This is a genomic window from Streptomyces sp. NPDC059247 (genome assembly GCF_042754005.1).
Taxonomy (GTDB): domain Bacteria; phylum Actinomycetota; class Actinomycetes; order Streptomycetales; family Streptomycetaceae; genus Streptomyces.
This window is the reverse complement of record NZ_JBHYZW010000004.1, coordinates 147997-165675: the sequence shown is the minus strand read 5'-3', so window position 1 is coordinate 165675 and position 17679 is coordinate 147997. Positions and strand designations below refer to the sequence as shown.

Below are 17679 nucleotides of genomic sequence, written 5' to 3'. Positions count from 1 at the left end.
TCCAGGGAGCTTCTTCCATGAGTGTCGAAACCCCCGCCTCCCGTGAAGTCCCCCGGGACAACCGGTTCAAGATCTGGCGGCAGACCCGGCCCTTCTGGGCGGGAGTGTTCACGATCATCGGTGGTGTGCCGATCGCCTATCTCCCGTACGGGGACATGAGGTTCGGCAACATCGTTCTCGCCATGAAGACCACCGCGGGCTCGGGCGCGCTGATCATCGGCGTCCTGCTCATCACGCTCGGCTTCATGATGTGGTTCCAGCCGGCGGTCCGTGTCTTCGCGGGCGTCGCCACCATCGTCCTGGGCCTCGTCTCCATTCCCGTCTCCAACTTCGGCGGTCTGGTCGTCGGGTTCCTCTTCGCCCTCGTCGGCGGCGGCATGTCCACCGCGTGGGCGCCCGCCCCACCAGTCGAGGACACCGGGCACGCCGAGGACACCGAGGACGACTACGCCGACGACTCCGCGTACGACCCCGGTCCGGAGTACTTCGGGACCGCCGTCCCGGTGGCCGCGGACGTCCCGGAGCAGCGTGAGCGGCCGGTCACCGACACCACCATCGACGCCGAGGGCGGGAGGAACAGTGCGGGGTGACGAGAACCAGCAGCCGCCCGCGAAGGCCGGGCCCCGGCACGCGGCCCCGCGCAAGTCGCTGCTGACCAGGATCCAGGGCCCCGCCGGAAAGGCGATGGCGCTGGCCGCGATGCCGACCGCGGTGTTCGTGGGCATGGGCCTGACGCCCCGGCTCGCGCTCGCCGACGGCAAGGACCTGCCCTTCGCACCCGGCCCCTGCGTCACCCGCTCCGACGAGCCGGTGACGGAGGAGACGCCCGAGCCCACCGGCCCGGCGAAGCCGAAGCCGACCGGGACGCCGTCCGCGACGGCCACGCCCACCACCGTCCCGACCGCCCCCGCGACCACGGAGCCGCCGGAGCCGGAGCCGGAGACGGAGTCCGAGGTGGAGCCCGAGTCCGAGTCCGAGGCGGAGCCCGAGTCCGAGACGGAGTCCGATACGGATACCGGGTCCGAGTCCGATGTCGAGACCGGGTCCGATGCCGGGTCCGGTGCGGAGACCTCGCGGCTCGATCCGCTGGGCGTCGGCGCCGCGCTCGGCGACCTCTTCGACGGCCTCGCCCCGAAGCCGACGGCGACACCCTCGGCGACGGTCCCGACGGCGACGGTCCCGGCGGTGCCGCCCGCCGGGCCCGCGACGCCCGACGACGGGCCGACCACGAGCACCGCGCCGAAGCCGACGACCCCGACGGCGGAGGCGGCCTCCGACCCCGCCGCCGCGAAGACGAAGGCGGCGATCGAGAGGGCGGCCGACGCGGCGGGCGTGAAGGTGGAGGAACTGCCGCGGGACGCCAGGGGACTCGAACCCAGGAAGGACGAGTCCATACCCGAGGGCGCCAAGCCGCGCTTCCCGTGCCCCGTGCGGGACGACGAGGCGCTGGCGGCGGCGGAACCGGAGCCGGGCATCCCGCTCCTGCCGGACCGGCCGTGGCTCCTGGAGAGCACCCGGCTGACGCTGAGCGGTCTGAAGTACCACGGCATCGTCGAGGTGAGGACCGGCAGCGGCAAGATCAAGAAGGTGCTGAAGTTCACCGCGACCACGGTGAAGATCAAGGACCTGCACCAGCTGACGGACCACCCCTCGGGGCTCACCGCCCACGTCCGCTCGGACCGGGGCAAGGAGTCCACCATCACCGAGGGCACGGTGACGATGTACACGGAGGAGCTGAAGGGGAATCTGATCGGGATCATCCCGATCACCTTCAGCCCCGCCGCCCCGCCGCCGCTGAACCTTCCGGAGGTCTACTTCACCGACGTGAAGCTGAAGCAGGCCGGTCAGTTCGGCGGCACGCTCAGGGTGCCGGGCCTGCGCAACACGATCGAGCCGGACTGATCCCCGTACCGCCGGAGGAGCGGCACACGGCCTGACCGGCCCCCCCGTACCACCGGAGGAGCGTTACGCGCCGGAGCCCCCGTCCTGCCATGAGGACGGGGGCTCCGGCGTACGGCTCGGGGAGCGGGGGTCAGTCGCGCTCGCCGCCGCCCAGGTGGTGGACGCGGACCATGTTCGTGGTGCCGGGGACACCGGGGGGCGAACCGGCCGTGATGACCATGGTGTCGCCCTCGTTGTAGCGCTGGAGCTTCAGCAGCTCGGCGTCCACGAGGTCCACCATCGCGTCCGTGTTGTCCACGTGCGGGACGACGAAGGACTCGACGCCCCAGCTCAGGGTGAGCTGGTTGCGGGTGTTCTCGTCCGTGGTGAAGGCGAGGATCGGCTGCTGGGCGCGGTAGCGCGACAGACGGCGCACGGTGTCGCCGGACTGGGTGAAGGCGACCAGCGCCTTGCCGTCCAGGAAGTCCGCGATCTCGCAGGCGGCGCGGGCGACCGAACCGCCCTGCGTGCGCGGCTTCTTGCCCGGGACCAGCGGCTGGAGGCCCTTGGAGAGCAGCTCCTCCTCGGCCGCCTGGACGATCTTCGACATCGTCTTGACGGTCTCGATCGGGTAGGCGCCCACGCTGGACTCGGCCGACAGCATGACCGCGTCGGCGCCGTCCAGGATCGCGTTGGCGACGTCGCTCGCCTCGGCGCGGGTCGGCCGCGAGTTGGTGATCATCGACTCCATCATCTGGGTGGCGACGATGACCGGCTTGGCGTTCCGGCGGCACATCTCGACCAGACGCTTCTGCACCATGGGGACCCGCTCCAGCGGGTACTCCACGGCGAGGTCGCCACGGGCCACCATGACCGCGTCGAAGGCCGCGACGACGGCCTCCATGTTCTCGACGGCCTGCGGCTTCTCGACCTTGGCGATGACGGGGACCCGGCGGCCCTCCTCGTCCATCACCTTGTGCACGTCCTTGACGTCGTCGGCGTCGCGGACGAAGGAGAGGGCGACCATGTCGCAGCCCATCCGGAGGGCGAAGCGGAGGTCCTCGACGTCCTTCTCGGAGAGGGCCGGGACGTTCACGGCCGCGCCGGGCAGGTTGATGCCCTTGTGGTCGGAGATGACACCGCCCTCGACGACGATCGTCTTGACCCGGGGGCCCGCGATCTCGACGACGCGCAGCTCGACGTTGCCGTCGTTGATGAGGACCTGGTCGCCCTTGGAGACGTCACCGGGCAGACCCTTGTAGGTGGTGCCGCAGATCGACTTGTCGCCGGGGACGTCCTCGGTGGTGATGGTGAACTCGTCACCGCGCACCAGCTCCACGGGGCCCTCGGCGAAGGTCTCCAGACGGATCTTGGGGCCCTGGAGGTCGGCGAGGACGCCGACGGCGCGGCCGGTGTCGGCGGAGACCTGCCGGACGCGGTCGTACCGCTCCTGGTGCTCGGCCTGGGAGCCGTGGCTGAAGTTGAATCGGGCCACGTTCATGCCGGCCTCGATGAGAGCCTTCAGCTGCTCATACGAGTCGACGGCGGGGCCCAGCGTGCAGACGATTTTGGAACGGCGCATAAGGCGGATCCTATCGGTTTGTTTCACTGCGGAATATTCCGTCTGGTGGAATGTACAAATGGGCGGAAGGTCGCTCAGGCGTTCACTCGTTCGAGCTGGTCTCGTTCTGAACGAGCGCGAAGGTCTGACGGGCGATCTCCAGTTCCTCGTCCGTCGGTACCACCGCCACCGCCACCCGCGCGTAGTTCGGCGAGATCAGCCGCGCCTCGTCGGAACGTACGGAGTTGAGGTCCGCGTCCACCGCGAGACCCAGCTCCTCCAGGCCCGTGATCGCGGCCTCCCGCACCTGCGCCGCGTTCTCGCCGACCCCGGCGGTGAACGCCACCGCGTCCACCCGGCCGAGCACCGCGTAGTACGCGCCGATGTACTTCTTCAGGCGGTGCACATAGATGTCGAAGGCCAGTGCCGCCCGCTCGTCTCCCTCGTCGATCCGGCGGCGGATCTCCCGCATGTCGTTGTCGCCGCAGAGCCCGACGAGCCCGGACCTCTTGTTGAGCAGGACGTCGATCTCGTCGGCCGACATGCCCGCCACCCGCTTCAGATGGAAGGTGACCGCCGGGTCGATGTCGCCCGAACGGGTCCCCATCACCAGGCCCTCCAGCGGCGTCAGACCCATCGAGGTGTCCACGCACCGGCCGCCGCGCACCGCCGAGGCGGAGGCGCCGTTGCCCAGGTGCAGCACGATCACGTTCACCTCCGACGGCTCCTTGCCGAGCAGCCGGGCCGTCTCCCGGGAGACGTAGGCGTGCGAGGTGCCGTGGAAGCCGTACCTGCGGATGCGGTGCGCGTCGGCGGTCTCCACGTCGATCGCGTACCGCGCCGCCGCCTCCGGCATCGTCGTGTGGAAGGCGGTGTCGAAGACCGCGACCTGCGGCAGGTCCGGGCGGAGCGCCGTCGCCGTACGGATGCCGGTGAGGTTCGCCGGGTTGTGCAGCGGCGCCACCGGCACCAGCCGCTCGATCTCCTCCAGCACCGCCTCGTCGATGACCGTCGGCGCGGTGAACCGCAGCCCGCCGTGCACCACCCGGTGGCCGATCGCGGCCAGCTCGGGGGAGTCCAGGCCGAGACCGTCGGCGGTCAGTTCCCCGGCGACCGCCTCCAGGGCGGCGGCGTGGTCGGGGATCGGCCCGAGCCGCTCGCGCCTCTCGCCGCCGCCGCCCTGGAGCGGGGTGTGGGCGAGCCGCGAGGTCTCCTCGCCGATGCGCTCGACGAGGCCCTGCGCCAGCCTGTCGCCGTCGCGCATGTCGAGCAGCTGGTACTTCAGCGACGAGGAGCCGGAGTTCAGCACGAGCACCCGGGTGGGGGCGGTGCCGGCCGGGACGGGGGCGGTGGGGACGGGGGCGGTCATGCGGGGAACTCCTCACCCTGGGCGGGGACCTGGGACTGGATCGCCGTGATGGCGACCGTGTTGACGATGTCGCTGACGAGCGCGCCGCGCGAGAGGTCGTTCACGGGCTTGCGCAGGCCCTGGAGCACCGGGCCGACGGCCACGGCACCGGCCGAACGCTGCACGGCCTTGTAGGTGTTGTTGCCGGTGTTGAGGTCCGGGAAGATCAGCACGGTCGCCTGCCCCGCCACCTCCGAGTCCGGCAGCTTCGTCGCCGCCACCGAGGGCTCCACGGCGGCGTCGTACTGGATGGGCCCCTCGATCCGCAGCTCCGGCCGCGTCGCGCGGACCAGCTTGGTCGCCTCGCGCACCTTGTCGACGTCGGCGCCGGAGCCCGAGGTGCCGGTGGAGTACGAGAGCATCGCGATCCTCGGGTCCACGCCGAAGCGGGCGGCGGTGGCCGCCGACTGGACGGCGATGTCCGCGAGCTGCTCGGCGTTCGGGTCCGGGTTGACCGCGCAGTCGCCGTACACGAGGACCTTGTCGGCCAGGCACATGAAGAAGACCGAGGAGACGATCGAGGCGTCCGGCTTGGTCTTGATGATCTCGAAGGCGGGCCGGATCGTGGCCGCCGTGGAGTGCACCGAACCGGAGACCATGCCGTCCGCGAGCCCCTCCTCGACCATCAGGGTGCCGAAGTAGTTGACGTCCGCGACCACGTCGTACGCCAGCTCCACCGTGACGCCCTTGTGGGCCCGCAGCGCCGCGTACTTCGCCGCGAAGCCGTCGCGCAGCACCGAGGTCTGCGGGTCGATCAGCTGGGCGTCGGCCAGCGAGATCCCCAGGTCGGCGGCCTTCTTGCGGATGGTCTCCACCTCGCCGAGGAGCGTCAGGTCGCAGACGTCACGGCGCAGCAGCACGTCCGCCGCGCGCAGCACCCGCTCCTCGGTGCCCTCCGGGAGGACCACCCGGCGCCGGTCGGTGCGGGCCTGCTCGATCAGCTCGTGCTCGAACATCATCGGGGTGACCCGGCCGCTGCGGGCCACCGAGACCCGCTTCAGCAGGTCGACCGTGTCCACGTGCCGTTCGAACAGGCCGAGCGCGGTCTCCGCCTTGCGGGGGGTGGCCGCGTTCAGCCTGCCCTCCAGGGCGAAGAGCTCACCGGCCGTCGTGAAGCTGTTGCCCGCCACGGAGATGACCGGAGTGCCGGGCGCGAGCCGGGCCGCCAGGGTCAGGATCTCCTCGCTGGGCCGCTCGTCCAGGGTGAGCAGCACCCCGGCGATCGGCGGGGTGCCCGCCGAATGGGCGGCCAGCGCCCCGACGACCAGGTCGGCCCGGTCCCCGGGGGTGACGACGAGACAGCCCGGGGTCAGCGCGTTGAGGAAGTTCGGCAGCATGGCGCCGCCGAAGACGAAGTCGAGGGCGTCCCGGGCCAGCCCCGCCTCGTCGCCGAGGACCACGGAGGCGCCGAGCGCGTGGGTGATCTGCGCGACGGTCGGCGCGGAGAGCGCGGGTTCGTCCGGCAGGACGTAACAGGGCACGGGCAGCCGGGCGGTCAGCCGCTCGGCGATCGACTCCCGGTCGTCGGGGGCCACCCGGTTGACGACCAGCGCGAGGACGTCGCAGCCCAGGCCGTCGTACGCCCGGAAGGCGTTGCGCGCCTCGGCCCGCACCGACTCCGCCGACTGGCCCTTGCCGCCGACGACGGGGATGACGGAGGCGCCGAACTCGTTGGCGAGGCGGGCGTTGAGCGCCAGTTCGTCGGGGAGCTGGGTGGCGGCGTAGTCGGTGCCGAGGACGAGGACGACCTCGTACGCGCGGGCCACCGCGTGGAAGCGGTCGACGAGCCGGGAGACCAGCTCGTCGGTGCCCTGCTCCGCCTGGAGCGCGGCGGCCTCGTGATAGTCCATGCCGTAGACGGTGGCCGCGTCCTGCGAGAGCCGGTAGCGGGCCCGCAGCAGGTCGAAGAGCCGGTCGGGGCCGTCGTGCACCAGCGGCCGGAACACTCCGACCCGGTCCACCTGGCGGGTGAGGAGCTCCATGACTCCCAGCTCGACGACCTGGCGGCCGTCACCGCGGTCGATCCCGGTCACGTACACGCTGCGCGTCACGCCGTGGTCTCCTGTCCAGTCCTGCGGGAAGCGGGGCTCGCGGAGCCCGGGACGAGCGGGGCCTCGCGGCGCGCTCGCGGTCCGTGCGCCGGCCGTCGTCCGTGGGGCCGTCCCACCGGGCCGTCAACCGACTGTGCTCAGGAAGCCCCGATAGGGCGGCATTACCCCCTTGACAGTACCCCCACCAAGGGATAAGTCGCCCGCCGGACGAAGGGCCCGGAACCCGGGACGAAAGGCCCCCGCGCCACGGCCCCGGGGGACGCGCGGAGCGGCGTCGAGCGCGCCCCTCCTGTCCGTCGTGTGAGAATTGCGGTGGCTCATAACGGAACGCGACCGAGCAGGAGACACAGCACGATGCGTATCGGAGTTCTCACCGCAGGCGGCGACTGCCCCGGCCTCAACGCAGTGATCCGGTCGGTCGTGCACCGGGCGCTGACCGGCCACGACGACGAAGTCATCGGCTTCGAGGACGGGTTCAAGGGACTGCTCGACGGGCATTACAGGCCCCTCGACCTCAACGCCGTGAGCGGCATCCTGGCCCGGGGCGGAACCATCCTCGGCTCCGCCCGGCTGGAGCGGAACCGGCTCCGCGAGGCCGCCGAGTCCGCCCCCGACCTGGCCCGCAAGTACGGCATCGACGTCCTCATCCCCATCGGCGGCGAAGGCACCCTGACCGCCGCCCGGATGCTCGCCGACGCGGGGATGCCCGTCGTCGGCGTCCCGAAGACGATCGACAACGACATCTCGTCCACGGACCGCACCTTCGGCTTCGACACCGCCGTCGGTGTCGCCACCGAGGCCATGGACCGTCTCAAGACCACCGCCGAGTCCCACCAGCGGGTGATGGTCGTCGAGGTGATGGGCCGCCACGCGGGCTGGATCGCCCTGGAGTCCGGCATGGCCGGCGGCGCCCACGGCATCTGCCTCCCCGAGCGCCCCTTCCAGGTCGACGACCTGGTCAAGATGGTCGAGGAGCGCTTCGCGCGCGGCAAGAAGTTCGCGGTCATCTGCGTCGCCGAGGGCGCGCACCCGGCCGAGGGCTCGATGGCGTACGCGAAGGGCGAGATCGACCAGTTCGGTCACGAGCGCTTCCAGGGCATCGGCAACCAGCTCGCCGTCGAGCTGGAGCGGCGCCTCGGCAAGGAGGCCCGCCCGGTCATCCTCGGCCACGTCCAGCGCGGTGGCACGCCGACCGCGTACGACCGGGTGCTCGCCACCCGCTTCGGCTGGCACGCGGTGGAGGCGGCGCACCGGGGCGACTTCGGCAGGATGACCGCGCTGCGCGGCACCGGCGTCGAGATGGTGCCGCTGGCCGAGGCCGTGACCCGCCTCAAGACGGTCCCGGAGGACCGGATGCGCGAGGCCGAGTCCGTCTTCTAGCGGTACGGGAAGGGGGCCGGACCTTCGGCCCCCGGGCCGGGACCTCCGGCCCGACCTGTCCCGGATTCCGCCCGGGACCCCCGCACGACCGAGTGGCCCCGACCGTCCCCCCGTGGACGGTCGGGGCCACTGTCGTGTGCCCGGCATCACCTCTGGAAATGCCGGTTTCCACTCTTGAGCCGGAGCGCCGGATCCACAAGGCTGGGGCCTGTCCCGGACATGTCCCGAACCCGTCCGGCGGAAGGAAGAGGCGCGGATGAGCCCGGGGGAGCACGTCCCCGACCCGAGGGGGGCGGGGACCCCCGCCGAGTTCCGGGCGCACCTCCAGGACCTCAAGGAGCGGTCGGGCCTGACGTACCGCGAGCTCGCGGCGCGGGCGGCGGAGCACGGGGACGTCCTGCCCCGTTCGACCGTGGCGAACATGCTGGCCCGCGCCACCCTGCCCCGCGAGGAACTCCTGACCGTCTTCGTCCGCGCGTGCGGGCTTCCGCCGGAGGAGGCGGAGGTCTGGCGCCGGGCGAGGAACCGCCTCGCGCGCCGGGAGCCGTACGGGGACGGGGGTACGGGCCCCGGCGCGGACCGGGGTGCCGACGGGGGTACGGGCGGGAGCCGGGGAGCCGACGCGGACGCGTGCCCGACTCCGGGCGAGGGCCACGGGGGTACGGGCGGGAGCCCCGGAGCGGCCGGGGGCACGGGAACGGACCGGGCCGCCCACGGGGACGGCGGCACGTACGGGGGGCTCGGAGCGTACGGGGAAGGGGCCGGGAGCACGGTCGCGGGCCCGCACCGGGAATCCGGCGCGGACACCGACCGGTCGTCGGACCCGGGCGCCCGCCGGATCTCCGGCGGGGAGACGAACGGGGCATCCGGCGCGGCCCCGGCCGAGCGCGCGGCCGAGCGCGCGGGCGCGGACCCGGGGCCGGGCGCGGACGGGGAGCCGACGAGCGGGGTGGGCCGGGGCGTGAGCGGTGCGGGTGGCACGGGTGGTGCGGGCCCGGACGCAGGCGGTATCGGCCAGGTCGTCTCCGGCGCGGGTCCGGACGTCACCGGCGCGTTTCAGAGCGCTGGTGGTGCTGGTCCGGCCGCCGGTGGCGCGGGCCGGGATGTCATCGGCGCCGGGCGGGGCGTCTTCGGCTCGGGCTCGGACGCGAGCGGCAGGGGCACTGGTATTGGCGCTGGCTCCGGCGGCTCGGGCTCGGACGGCTCCGACTCCAGCGGCTCGGGCCCGGGCGGCATCGGCTCCGGCATCGACTCGGGCCCGGGCGGCATCGGCACCGGCTCCGGCGACCCGGGTCCGGGAGCGGACGGTTTCTCCGGGGGCGGCGGGGTCTCCCCCGTGTGGCCGCTCGCCCCGCTCCCGCAGGACACCGCCCCGCCCCCGCCGCCCTTCCGCATACGGCGCGCCCTCGTCGCGGCGGTCGCGCTGACCGGGCTCGTGCTCGCGGGCGTCAGCCTCGTCGCGGCCCTCCGCGACGGGCCCCCCACGCCCGCCGCCCCCCGGGAACAGCCCTCCCGCGCCCCCGCCGCGTCCGTCGCCGCACCCGCCGCCGGGGAGGTGCGCATCCGGGTGGCCGGTACCGGCTTCTGCCTCGGGGAGCGGCGCGGCGCCCGCAGCGGCCAGATCCGCCAACTTCCCTGCGCCGAGGCGGACATGCCCCGCTACGCGCTGGTGGCGGCGGGCGCCGGACGGTGGCGGATCACGTCGGACCACCCGGACTTCGGGCCCGGCTGCTCCGGCCTACCCTCCGGCGGCCGGATACCCGGGGCCGCGTACGAGGACTCCGAGTGCGGCGACCCGAGCCGGGTCGAGATCTTCGCGCTCGAACCGTTCGGCACCCCCGTGCGCGGCCATCGGATCGTTCCCGTCGGCCCGGCGCCCCCCGGCGGCTGCGTCACCGTCACCGGCGACCGGGCGACGGCGGGAGCGCGGCTGGCCCAGGCCCCCTGCGCGCCGGACGCGACCGGACAGCTCTTCTCCTTCGAGATCCCCTGAGATCCCCTGAGAGCCCCCCGTAGGAGCCGCCGACGGGGTGACCGCCGGTCCGGACCGCACCGCTCCGGGCGCGATCCGGGCCGGGAGCACACCGGGCCCCGGACCGTCAACGGCTGAGAACTCGCCATCGCCACCACGCCTTCGCCCCCGCGCGAGCGCCGTACGGGACAGGACCGGGGGGCGGGCGGCGGCCGATGACGGAGGGCGGGAACCCGATCGCCCAGGCCACCGGCCACCAGTCGCCCGAAGGCATCCTTTTGGCCATTTATCAGGTCATGGGCATGTCAGCCATGAGGCCGGGATAGAAAGGGCCAAGCAAAGTGACCTTATGGCGATCGGTGCATGAACCAGGGGGGTTCCGTACGTGATAAACGCCCGTTTCATCGAGGGTCAGGTGGAGGATTTTGCCGAGCGCGGATTTCTCGTGCTGCCCGGATTCCTGCCGCCCGACCTTGTCGACCGTCTTGTCCCGGAAGTGGACAAGTGGGTGGAGACGGGATGGCGTCGGCAGTCGGTGGACGCCAGCCTGCGTCCCGCCGCCGGGCCGCCGCAGGTGGTCGAGCTGGACCTGCCCGCACACGGTGAACTCGCGGTCCACCCGCCGCTGTTGGACCTGCTCGGCCACCCCGGTCTGCTGGGGGAGTCCTTCGTCTTCCACCACCTGCACAGCGACCGGCGGCCCGCGGGAGGCGCGGGCAAGAGCTGGCACCACGACTACGAACAGACACCCCAGCGCGACCGCCGTTTCCCCATGATCCACGCGTTGCACTACATCTGCGGACTCCGGCCCGAGTGGGGCGGTCTGGCCGTCCTGCCGGGCTCGCACCGGGAGATCGCCGAGAAGGACGCCCGGAGCGGTCACGGCACGGACGTCCTGCCCGGCGAAGCGGTCGTCGACGACCTGCCGCCCGGCTCCACCGTCCTGCTCCACTCGGCGCTCTTCCACACCCGCCGCGCCGCGCCCGCGTCGCGTCCGAGCGCCGAGGGGCCGCCGCGTTACATGATCGACGGCTCCTACTGCCGCACCGGAACCCTGTGGCCGCCGGTCAAGCCGTACTGGCGCCAGGTGCTGGCGGTGGCACGATTAAGGGGTCTGGACGCGGGGCGGCCGGAGCTGTTCGCCGAACGGCACTTCAGCGAGTGGGAAGAGGACCGGAGGCACGGCGGATGAGAATTCAGGAAGCGGTCCCGTTCGACGCGGTCATGCGGCACTTCGCCCGTGAACACCCCTTCGACGCGTCCGACCAGGCCAACTCCAACGACGAGGCCGAGGGGCACATCGGCAACGCGCAGCGGGAGTCGGCCGGCCGCTGGCACCGGGTCCTGCTGGAGGGGCCGGAGGTCAGGGACGTCGTGCTCCCCTGGCACCTGGGCGAGGGCGGGGAGGTGGAGCTGGTCCCCCCGACCGGACTGAGCGTGGCCGAGGCGGCGGAGAGGCTCGCGGCGCTGGGCCCCTCCTACGCCCGGTCCAATCCGCTCTGCGCGCTCAAACTCAGCCGTCAGGACACCGGCGCGCGCCTCCCCCTCTTCCTGAGCACCCGGCCCGCGCCCGGTCCCGACTACGAGTCCCTGACGGTCCGCGAAGGACTGATCCACCTGGACGGACTGCACCGGATGCTCTCCTGGGCCAGGGCCGGGCGACTGGCGCCCGGCAACTGGTTCGAGGCGTACGTGGCCGGGCTACCCCCGACCCACGTACGGCATCGCGCTGGGCATGACCAGGACCGACTGGATGTTCACGCCACGGGGCAGACCGGCCATGGTCCGCACCATGTCGACGACGTGCCCGACGTCCATGGTGGGTTCGACCCGCCGTGACCCGTCGGCCTGCAGCACCGCGGGCTGAGGACGGTCGGGCGGAGTGACGTTGCCGATGTCGATCTGGCCGCAGGAGATGTCGTAGGGGCGGCCGTCCAGGGACAGCGAACGCGTCATCCCGGCCACCGCGTGCTTGGCCGCCGTGAACGCTATGGAGTCCGGCCGGGGCACCTGGGCGGACGGCGCCCCGTTGTTGATGATCCGCCCGCCGCGCGGGGTCTGCCGCTTCATGACCCGGAAGGCGGCGCGGGAACACAGGAACGTCCCGGTGGCGACGGAGTCCATCACACGGTGCCAGTCCTCGACGCCCACCTCGTCGGTCGGGACGTACGGCATGGTGTCGGCCGCGTTGTTGAACAGCACGTCCAGCCTGCCGAAGCGGTCCACCACCTGTCCGAACAACTCGTCCACGGCGTCCGGATCGGTGATGTCCGCGGGAAGGGGGACCGCGCGGTCACGGACGCCGACGGGGGCGAGCGCCACCGTCTCCTCCAGCGGTTCCCCACGACGCCCGACCAGGGCCACCGTCCAGCCGTCCGCCAGCAGACCCAGTGCGCACGCACGCCCGATACCACTGCCCGCGCCAGTGACGACAACCGTTCGCTCAGCCACGCCCCACCCGTCCTTACCTTCGGAACCCCTGCGCACGCAGGGCTCTGCGAACGTGCCCAACCACCCCCTTCACCCAAACGGGAGTCCCACGTGAATGGCCATATACAGGCGCTGGGCGGGACCGACCGCAGCCGCGCCCTGTTCGAGCGGGCCCAGAAGTCCCTGGCCGGCGGAATCAGTTCCTCCTCCCGGCTGACCTCGACCGGCCCGCACCCCTACCCGCTCTACATGGACAGCGGGTCGGGCGCGCGGATCAGGGACATCGACGGCAACGAGTACATCGACTACCTCATCTCCTACGGCAGCGCCGTCCTGGGACACGCCTCCCCGCTGCTCACCGAGGCGCTCACCGCCGTCCTGCACACCGGGACGATGTTCGGCACCTGCAACACCCCGGAAGTCGAACTCGCCGAACTGATCTGCGAGATGGTGCCCTGCGCGGAGCTCGTCCGGTTCGCCAACTCGGGGAGCGAGGCGGTGCAGGGCGCCGTGCGCGCCGCCCGGGGACACACCGGGCGGTCCAAGATCCTCAAGTTCGAGGGCCACTACCACGGATGGTCCGACACCCTCGCGATCTCCAACCGGCCCGGTGCCGAAGAGGCGGGCCCGTACGGGACTCCGCACTCCGTACCGCACTCACCCGGCATCCCGGACGGGGTCGTCGGCGACGTGGTCGTCTGCCCGTGGAACGACCCCGAGGCGCTCCGTACGTGCCTCGACGCCCACCGGGGGGAGATCGCGGCGGTCATCTGCGAACCGATCGTCGCCAACAACGCCTGCACCATGCCCGCGCCGGGCTTCCTCAACCTGCTGCGCGAGGAGTGCACGGCACGGGACGTCGTGCTCGTCTTCGACGAGGTCTGCACCGGGTTCCGCACCGGGCCCGGAGGCGCCCAGACGATGTTCGGCGTGGTGCCGGACCTGGCCGTCTTCTCCAAGGCGCTGGGCGGAGGCCTGCCGATCGCGGCCTTCGCCGGGCAGCGGCACGTGATGGAGCCCATGGCCCGGGGGCACGTCAAGCACGGGGGCACCTACAACGCCTCGCCGCTGTGCGCGACCTCCGCCCTGGTCACCCTCCGGGAGCTGAACCGGCCGGACGTCGGCAAGCGCATCGAGGAGAGCGGCCGTCGTGTCATGGAGGCGATCCGGCGCGCCGCCCACGACCGGCGCGTCCCCTGCGCGGTGCAGGGCGTCGGAGGCATGTTCCAGGTCGTCTTCACCCCCGACGGCGCCCCCACCCGGCAGTACCGCGACCTGCTCGGCACCGACCAGGCGCGCTACGACGCCTTCCGCCACGAACTCCTCAAGCGCGGAATCCACACCAACGCCTACGGCATGGCCTGCTGGTTCGTCTCCGCGGCCGTCACCGAGGACGAACTGGACGCCACCTGCGGAGCGGTGGAGGAGGCGTTCGCGGTGCTCTGACGGAGGCCAGGGGGCGGGACGCTTCCCGTCACGCCCCCGTCGCCGCCCAGAAGCGCGCGACGACGTCCTCCAGATACTCCCGGCCCTCCTCGCCGGTCGTCCCCGAAGCGCCCCAGCTGCTGGCCGCCGCCATCCGGGCGTGGTACTCCGTGTGCAGCCGCTGGAGGGCCGTCTCCACGGTCCGCTTCGGCAGCGGCAGCATCTTCACCGCCGGTTTCACGTACGCCTGCCAGCGGGTGGTCGCCGCGTCGCGCAGCAGCTCGGCGAGCCGCTCGTCCCCGCCGGTCGCGGTGACCAGGGCGCGCGGGCCGAGACCGAGGGCCTCGGCGAGCGCGGCGGTCTGGCGTTCGGTGCCGCGCCAGCGCCCCTCGTCCTCCATCCGCTGGTACGCCGGGGCCGCCAGGCCCACCCGCCGGGCCAGTTCCCCGGCGTCGAGCCCGTGCGCCATGCGGTGCTCGCGCAGGGTCGAAGCGGCGGCGATCAGCTCGGCGGGGGAGCACCACAGGACGCCCGCGAGGGCGGTCAGTTCCTGTTCGCCGGGGACGGCCCGGCCGCGTTCCCAGGCGGCGACCGTGTCGGGTCCGACGAGGAGGCCGTACTGGGCGCGCAGACCGTAGGCGACGTGGCCGTGGGTCATGCCGAGGCCCTCGCGCAGCCGCCGGGCGGCCAGGGCGTCGAAGGGAGGGGTGGGTCGGTGCACCCGCCCCACGCTAGATGCGGAGGGTGATGGCTGGATACGGTGCGTTCCGCCAACGTGCGCGGTCGTAGGAACGTGGGAACCGCTCAGTAACCCCGGGCGGGTCCTTCGAGCCAGCGGTACTGGAGTTCGGGCCGTCCGATCTGGCCGTACTGCGGGGCCCGTACCGCCCGGCCCCCGGTGACCAGGTGTTCCAGATAGCGGCGCGCGGTGATCCGGGAGATCCCGACCGCCGTCCCCGCCTCGGCCGCGGTGAGCCCCGCCGGGGCGGCCCGCAGCTCCCGGGTGACGGCCTCCAGGGTGGGCGCGCTCAGCCCCTTGGGGAGGGCGGCGGGGTGCGGGGCACGGAGAGTGGCGAGGGCCCGGTCGACCTCGTCCTGCCCGGAGGCCTCGCCCGCCGACGCCCGGAACTCGGCGTACCGCGCGAGCCGGTCCCTGAGGGTCGCGAAGGCGAACGGCTTCAGGACGTACTGGACGACGCCCAGCGAGACGCCCTCCCTGACCACGGCCAGGTCGCGGGCGGAGGTGACGGCGATGACGTCGGCGGAGTGCCCGGCGGCGCGCAGCGCCCGCAGCAGCTGGAGACCGTGGCCGTCGGGGAGGTAGAGGTCGAGCAGGATCAGATCGACGGGGGTCCGGTCGAGGAGCCGGACGGCGGCGGCGCGGGAGTGCGCGATCCCGACGACGGTGAAGCCCTCGACGCGCCCGGCGTACAGGGCGTGCGCGTCGGCGGCGACGGGGTCGTCCTCCACGACCAGCACCCGCAGGTCCCCGGCGCTCATCGGGCCACCTCCGAGGGGGAACCGGGACCGTCGACGGCGGTGCCCGTGTCCGTGCCCGTACGCGTGCCCGTGCCCGTGCCCGTACGCGTGCCCAGGTCCGTGCCTGTCCCCGTGCCGGTGTCCGTGGGTGCGCCCGGACCCGCGCCCACGACCGCCCCAGCCCCCGCCCCTGTCAGCGTCCCCGTCCCCGTACTCGCGTCCCCATCTCCGTCCGGGCCCGTCGGCAGGGGCAGGCGTACGGTGAACTCCGCGCCGCCCTCCTCCGCGTCCGTCACGGTCAGGGTGCCCCGGGCGCGGCCGACCGCCTGGCCGACCAGGGCGAGCCCGAGGCCCCTGCCGGGGCCCCGGGTGGACCAGCCCCGGCCCAGGACGGCGTCGCGGTCGGCCGGGCGCACCCCGGGGCCGCTGTCACCGACCCGCAGCAGCAGTTCCCCGTCGCCGGTGCGGGCCGCGACGGTGACCGTCACCCGGGCGTGCGGGGTGCCGCCGACCGCCTCCACCGCGTTGTCGATGAGGTTGCCGAGGATCGTCACCAGGTCACGGGCGGGCAGGGCCGGGGGCAGCAGCCCGTCGTCGATGCGGCTGTCCTCGGTGAGCGTCAGCTCCACGCCCCGCTCGTGGGCCTGGGCCGCCTTGCCGAGCAGCAGCGCCGCGAGCACCGGTTCCCCGACGGCGTCGACGACCCGGTCGGTGAGCGCCTGGGCGAGTTCCAGCTCCGCCGTGGCGAACTCCACCGCCTCGGCCACCCGGCCCAGTTCGATGAGCGACACCACGGTGTGCAGCCGGTTGGCCGCCTCGTGGGCCTGGGAGCGGAGGGCCTCGGTGAAACCCCGCTCGGAGTCCAACTCGCCTGAGAGCGCCTGGAGTTCGGTGCGGTCCCGGAGGGTGACGACGGTGCCGCGCCGCTTGCCGCCCACCACCGGGCGGGTGTTCACGACGAGGAGCCGGTCGGCCGTCAGATGCGTCTCGTCGACGCGCGGCTCGGAGGAGAGCAGGGCGCCCGTCAGCGACGCGGACAGGCCGAGCCCGGTCGCCGGGCGGCCGACGGACCCCTCGTCCAGGCCGAGCAGTTCGCGGGCTCCGTCGTTGATGAGGGCGATCCGCCGCTGCCCGTCCAGCATCACGAGTCCTTCGCGGACCGCGTGCAGCGCGGCCTCGTGGTAGTCGTACATCCGGCTCAGCGCGGTCGCGTTCATGCCGTGGGTGTGGCGGCGCAGCCGGGCGTTGACGACATAGGTCCCCGCGCCGCCGAGCGCGAGGGCCGCGCCCGCCATGAAGAGCAGCGCGGTGACCTGCTCCCGTATCTGCTCGCTGATCTTCTCGATGGTGATCCCCGCGCTGACCAGGGCGACGACCCGGTCTCCCGCCATGACGGGCGCCACGGTCCGCACCGAGGGGCCGAGCACGCCGAGATGGGTCTCGGAGTAGAGCCGCCCGGCCCGCGCCTCCTCGATGTGACCGAGGTAGGCGCGGCCGATCTGGTCGGGCTCGGGGTGCGTCCAGCGGGTGCCCTCCGGGGACATGATGACGACGAAGGCGACGCCCGCGTGGCGGCGGAGCGCCTCGGTGTACGGCTGGAGCACCGCCGACGGGTCCGCGGTGCGGGCCGCGGCGACCACGGACGGGGAGTCGGCGACGGCGGCGGCGGTCGCCGTGGCCTGCCGCCGCGCGGTCTCCTCGGCCTGCCCGCGGTCCGTGACGTACGCGAAGACCGCGCACCCCGCCACGATGACGGCCACGACCGCGACCTGCATCGCGAAGAGCTGTCCGGCCAGGCTGCGCGGGCGGGGGAGGGGGAGACACATGCGGGTAAGTGTGCACGCCGGGATTTGCTCCGGGGCGTCGCGTTCCCGAATCGTTCCCTTTCCGTACGGTCGCGCGGGGTTCGCGCCCGAGGCCGCGCGGGGGCGTACGGAGGTCGTACGGGACCGGTGCGCGGGGTCGCGCGGGGTTCGCGTGCGCCACCATCGGCCCTCGGGTCCGTCCCTCCGCGCGGTCCGGAGCGCCCTCCGGAGCACGGTCCCGCCCGGCCGTCGCCGGACCCTTCCGACGGTTCGGCCGTGAACGAAAC

At 73.1% G+C, this 17679-nt stretch carries 13 protein-coding genes and 1 pseudogene; 7 read left to right on the top strand and 7 right to left on the bottom strand.

Annotation, left to right across the window (positions count from 1 at the left end):
• Positions 1-17 precede the first annotated feature (17 nt).
• Both ACFXGN_RS10645 and ACFXGN_RS10640 read left to right on the top strand, forming a co-directional pair.
• The gene (locus tag ACFXGN_RS10645; RefSeq protein ID WP_384856238.1) at positions 18-590 is read left to right on the top strand and encodes a DUF6114 domain-containing protein; all 573 of its coding nucleotides are present in this window, start codon (positions 18-20) and stop codon (positions 588-590) included.
• On the top strand, positions 580-1902 hold the full coding sequence (locus ACFXGN_RS10640; RefSeq protein ID WP_384856235.1) for a hypothetical protein: 1323 nt from the start codon (positions 580-582) through the stop codon (positions 1900-1902). The genes ACFXGN_RS10645 and ACFXGN_RS10640 overlap by 11 nt, the downstream gene beginning before the upstream one ends.
• 130 nt (positions 1903-2032) lie before the next feature.
• Here ACFXGN_RS10640 and pyk read toward each other — a convergent pair whose 3' ends face one another.
• The 3 genes from pyk to pta form a co-directional block, all read right to left on the bottom strand.
• A complete protein-coding gene (gene pyk / locus ACFXGN_RS10635) occupies positions 2033-3463 on the bottom strand; it encodes a pyruvate kinase (RefSeq protein WP_384856232.1) in 1431 nt (476 codons plus the stop codon).
• Between the two features lie 82 nt (positions 3464-3545).
• A complete protein-coding gene (locus tag ACFXGN_RS10630) occupies positions 3546-4811 on the bottom strand; it encodes an acetate kinase (protein ID WP_384856229.1) in 1266 nt (421 codons plus the stop codon).
• Positions 4808-6901 (bottom strand): phosphate acetyltransferase, encoded by a 2094-nt coding sequence (pta, locus tag ACFXGN_RS10625; RefSeq protein WP_384856228.1) that lies wholly within the window; start codon positions 6899-6901, stop codon positions 4808-4810. Before pta ends, ACFXGN_RS10630 begins: the two co-directional genes overlap by 4 nt.
• A gap of 354 nt (positions 6902-7255) precedes the next feature.
• Between pta and ACFXGN_RS10620 the strand changes: the two genes are divergently transcribed.
• The 4 genes and pseudogenes from ACFXGN_RS10620 to ACFXGN_RS10605 all read left to right on the top strand — a co-directional run.
• On the top strand, positions 7256-8281 hold the full coding sequence (locus ACFXGN_RS10620; RefSeq protein WP_384856225.1) for an ATP-dependent 6-phosphofructokinase: 1026 nt from the start codon (positions 7256-7258) through the stop codon (positions 8279-8281).
• Positions 8282-8537: 256 nt separating this feature from the next.
• On the top strand, positions 8538-10274 hold the full coding sequence (locus tag ACFXGN_RS10615; RefSeq protein WP_384856222.1) for a helix-turn-helix domain-containing protein: 1737 nt from the start codon (positions 8538-8540) through the stop codon (positions 10272-10274).
• Between the two features lie 364 nt (positions 10275-10638).
• Positions 10639-11445 carry a phytanoyl-CoA dioxygenase family protein gene (locus ACFXGN_RS10610; protein ID WP_384856219.1) on the top strand — a complete coding sequence of 269 codons (807 nt, stop codon included), beginning with the start codon at positions 10639-10641 and terminating at the stop codon, positions 11443-11445.
• A pseudogene (locus tag ACFXGN_RS10605) lies at positions 11442-11924 on the top strand (DUF6309 family protein); the annotation flags it as partial. The gene ACFXGN_RS10610 and the pseudogene ACFXGN_RS10605, both read left to right, overlap by 4 nt.
• A 30-nt stretch (positions 11925-11954) precedes the next feature.
• Here the strand turns inward: ACFXGN_RS10605 and ACFXGN_RS10600 are convergent.
• Positions 11955-12704, bottom strand: coding sequence for an SDR family oxidoreductase (locus ACFXGN_RS10600; protein WP_384856218.1), 750 nt, complete (start codon positions 12702-12704; stop codon positions 11955-11957).
• A gap of 90 nt (positions 12705-12794) precedes the next feature.
• Here ACFXGN_RS10600 and ACFXGN_RS10595 point away from each other — a divergent pair, with 90 nt between their 5' ends.
• Positions 12795-14129, top strand: a complete 1335-nt coding sequence (locus ACFXGN_RS10595; RefSeq protein ID WP_384856215.1) for an aspartate aminotransferase family protein — start codon at positions 12795-12797, stop codon at positions 14127-14129.
• Between the two features lie 28 nt (positions 14130-14157).
• Here ACFXGN_RS10595 and ACFXGN_RS10590 read toward each other — a convergent pair whose 3' ends face one another.
• The 3 genes from ACFXGN_RS10590 to ACFXGN_RS10580 form a co-directional block, all read right to left on the bottom strand.
• Positions 14158-14766 carry a helix-turn-helix domain-containing protein gene (locus ACFXGN_RS10590; protein WP_384856830.1) on the bottom strand — a complete coding sequence of 203 codons (609 nt, stop codon included), beginning with the start codon at positions 14764-14766 and terminating at the stop codon, positions 14158-14160.
• Between the two features lie 146 nt (positions 14767-14912).
• On the bottom strand, positions 14913-15608 hold the full coding sequence (locus ACFXGN_RS10585; protein ID WP_384856212.1) for a response regulator: 696 nt from the start codon (positions 15606-15608) through the stop codon (positions 14913-14915).
• A complete protein-coding gene (locus ACFXGN_RS10580) occupies positions 15605-17413 on the bottom strand; it encodes an ATP-binding protein (RefSeq protein ID WP_384856210.1) in 1809 nt (602 codons plus the stop codon). The genes ACFXGN_RS10585 and ACFXGN_RS10580 overlap by 4 nt, the downstream gene beginning before the upstream one ends.
• Positions 17414-17679 lie beyond the last annotated feature (266 nt).

Coding starts and splice junctions, on each gene's coding strand:
- ACFXGN_RS10645 (WP_384856238.1), top strand. CDS start 18: ATGAGTGTCGAAACCCCCGCCTCCCGTGAAGTCCCCCGGGACAACCGG.
- pyk (WP_384856232.1), bottom strand. CDS start 3,463: ATGCGCCGTTCCAAAATCGTCTGCACGCTGGGCCCCGCCGTCGACTCG.
- ACFXGN_RS10630 (WP_384856229.1), bottom strand. CDS start 4,811: ATGACCGCCCCCGTCCCCACCGCCCCCGTCCCGGCCGGCACCGCCCCC.
- ACFXGN_RS10620 (WP_384856225.1), top strand. CDS start 7,256: ATGCGTATCGGAGTTCTCACCGCAGGCGGCGACTGCCCCGGCCTCAAC.
- ACFXGN_RS10615 (WP_384856222.1), top strand. CDS start 8,538: ATGAGCCCGGGGGAGCACGTCCCCGACCCGAGGGGGGCGGGGACCCCC.
- ACFXGN_RS10590 (WP_384856830.1), bottom strand. CDS start 14,766: ATGACCCACGGCCACGTCGCCTACGGTCTGCGCGCCCAGTACGGCCTC.
- ACFXGN_RS10585 (WP_384856212.1), bottom strand. CDS start 15,608: ATGAGCGCCGGGGACCTGCGGGTGCTGGTCGTGGAGGACGACCCCGTC.
- ACFXGN_RS10580 (WP_384856210.1), bottom strand. CDS start 17,413: ATGTGTCTCCCCCTCCCCCGCCCGCGCAGCCTGGCCGGACAGCTCTTC.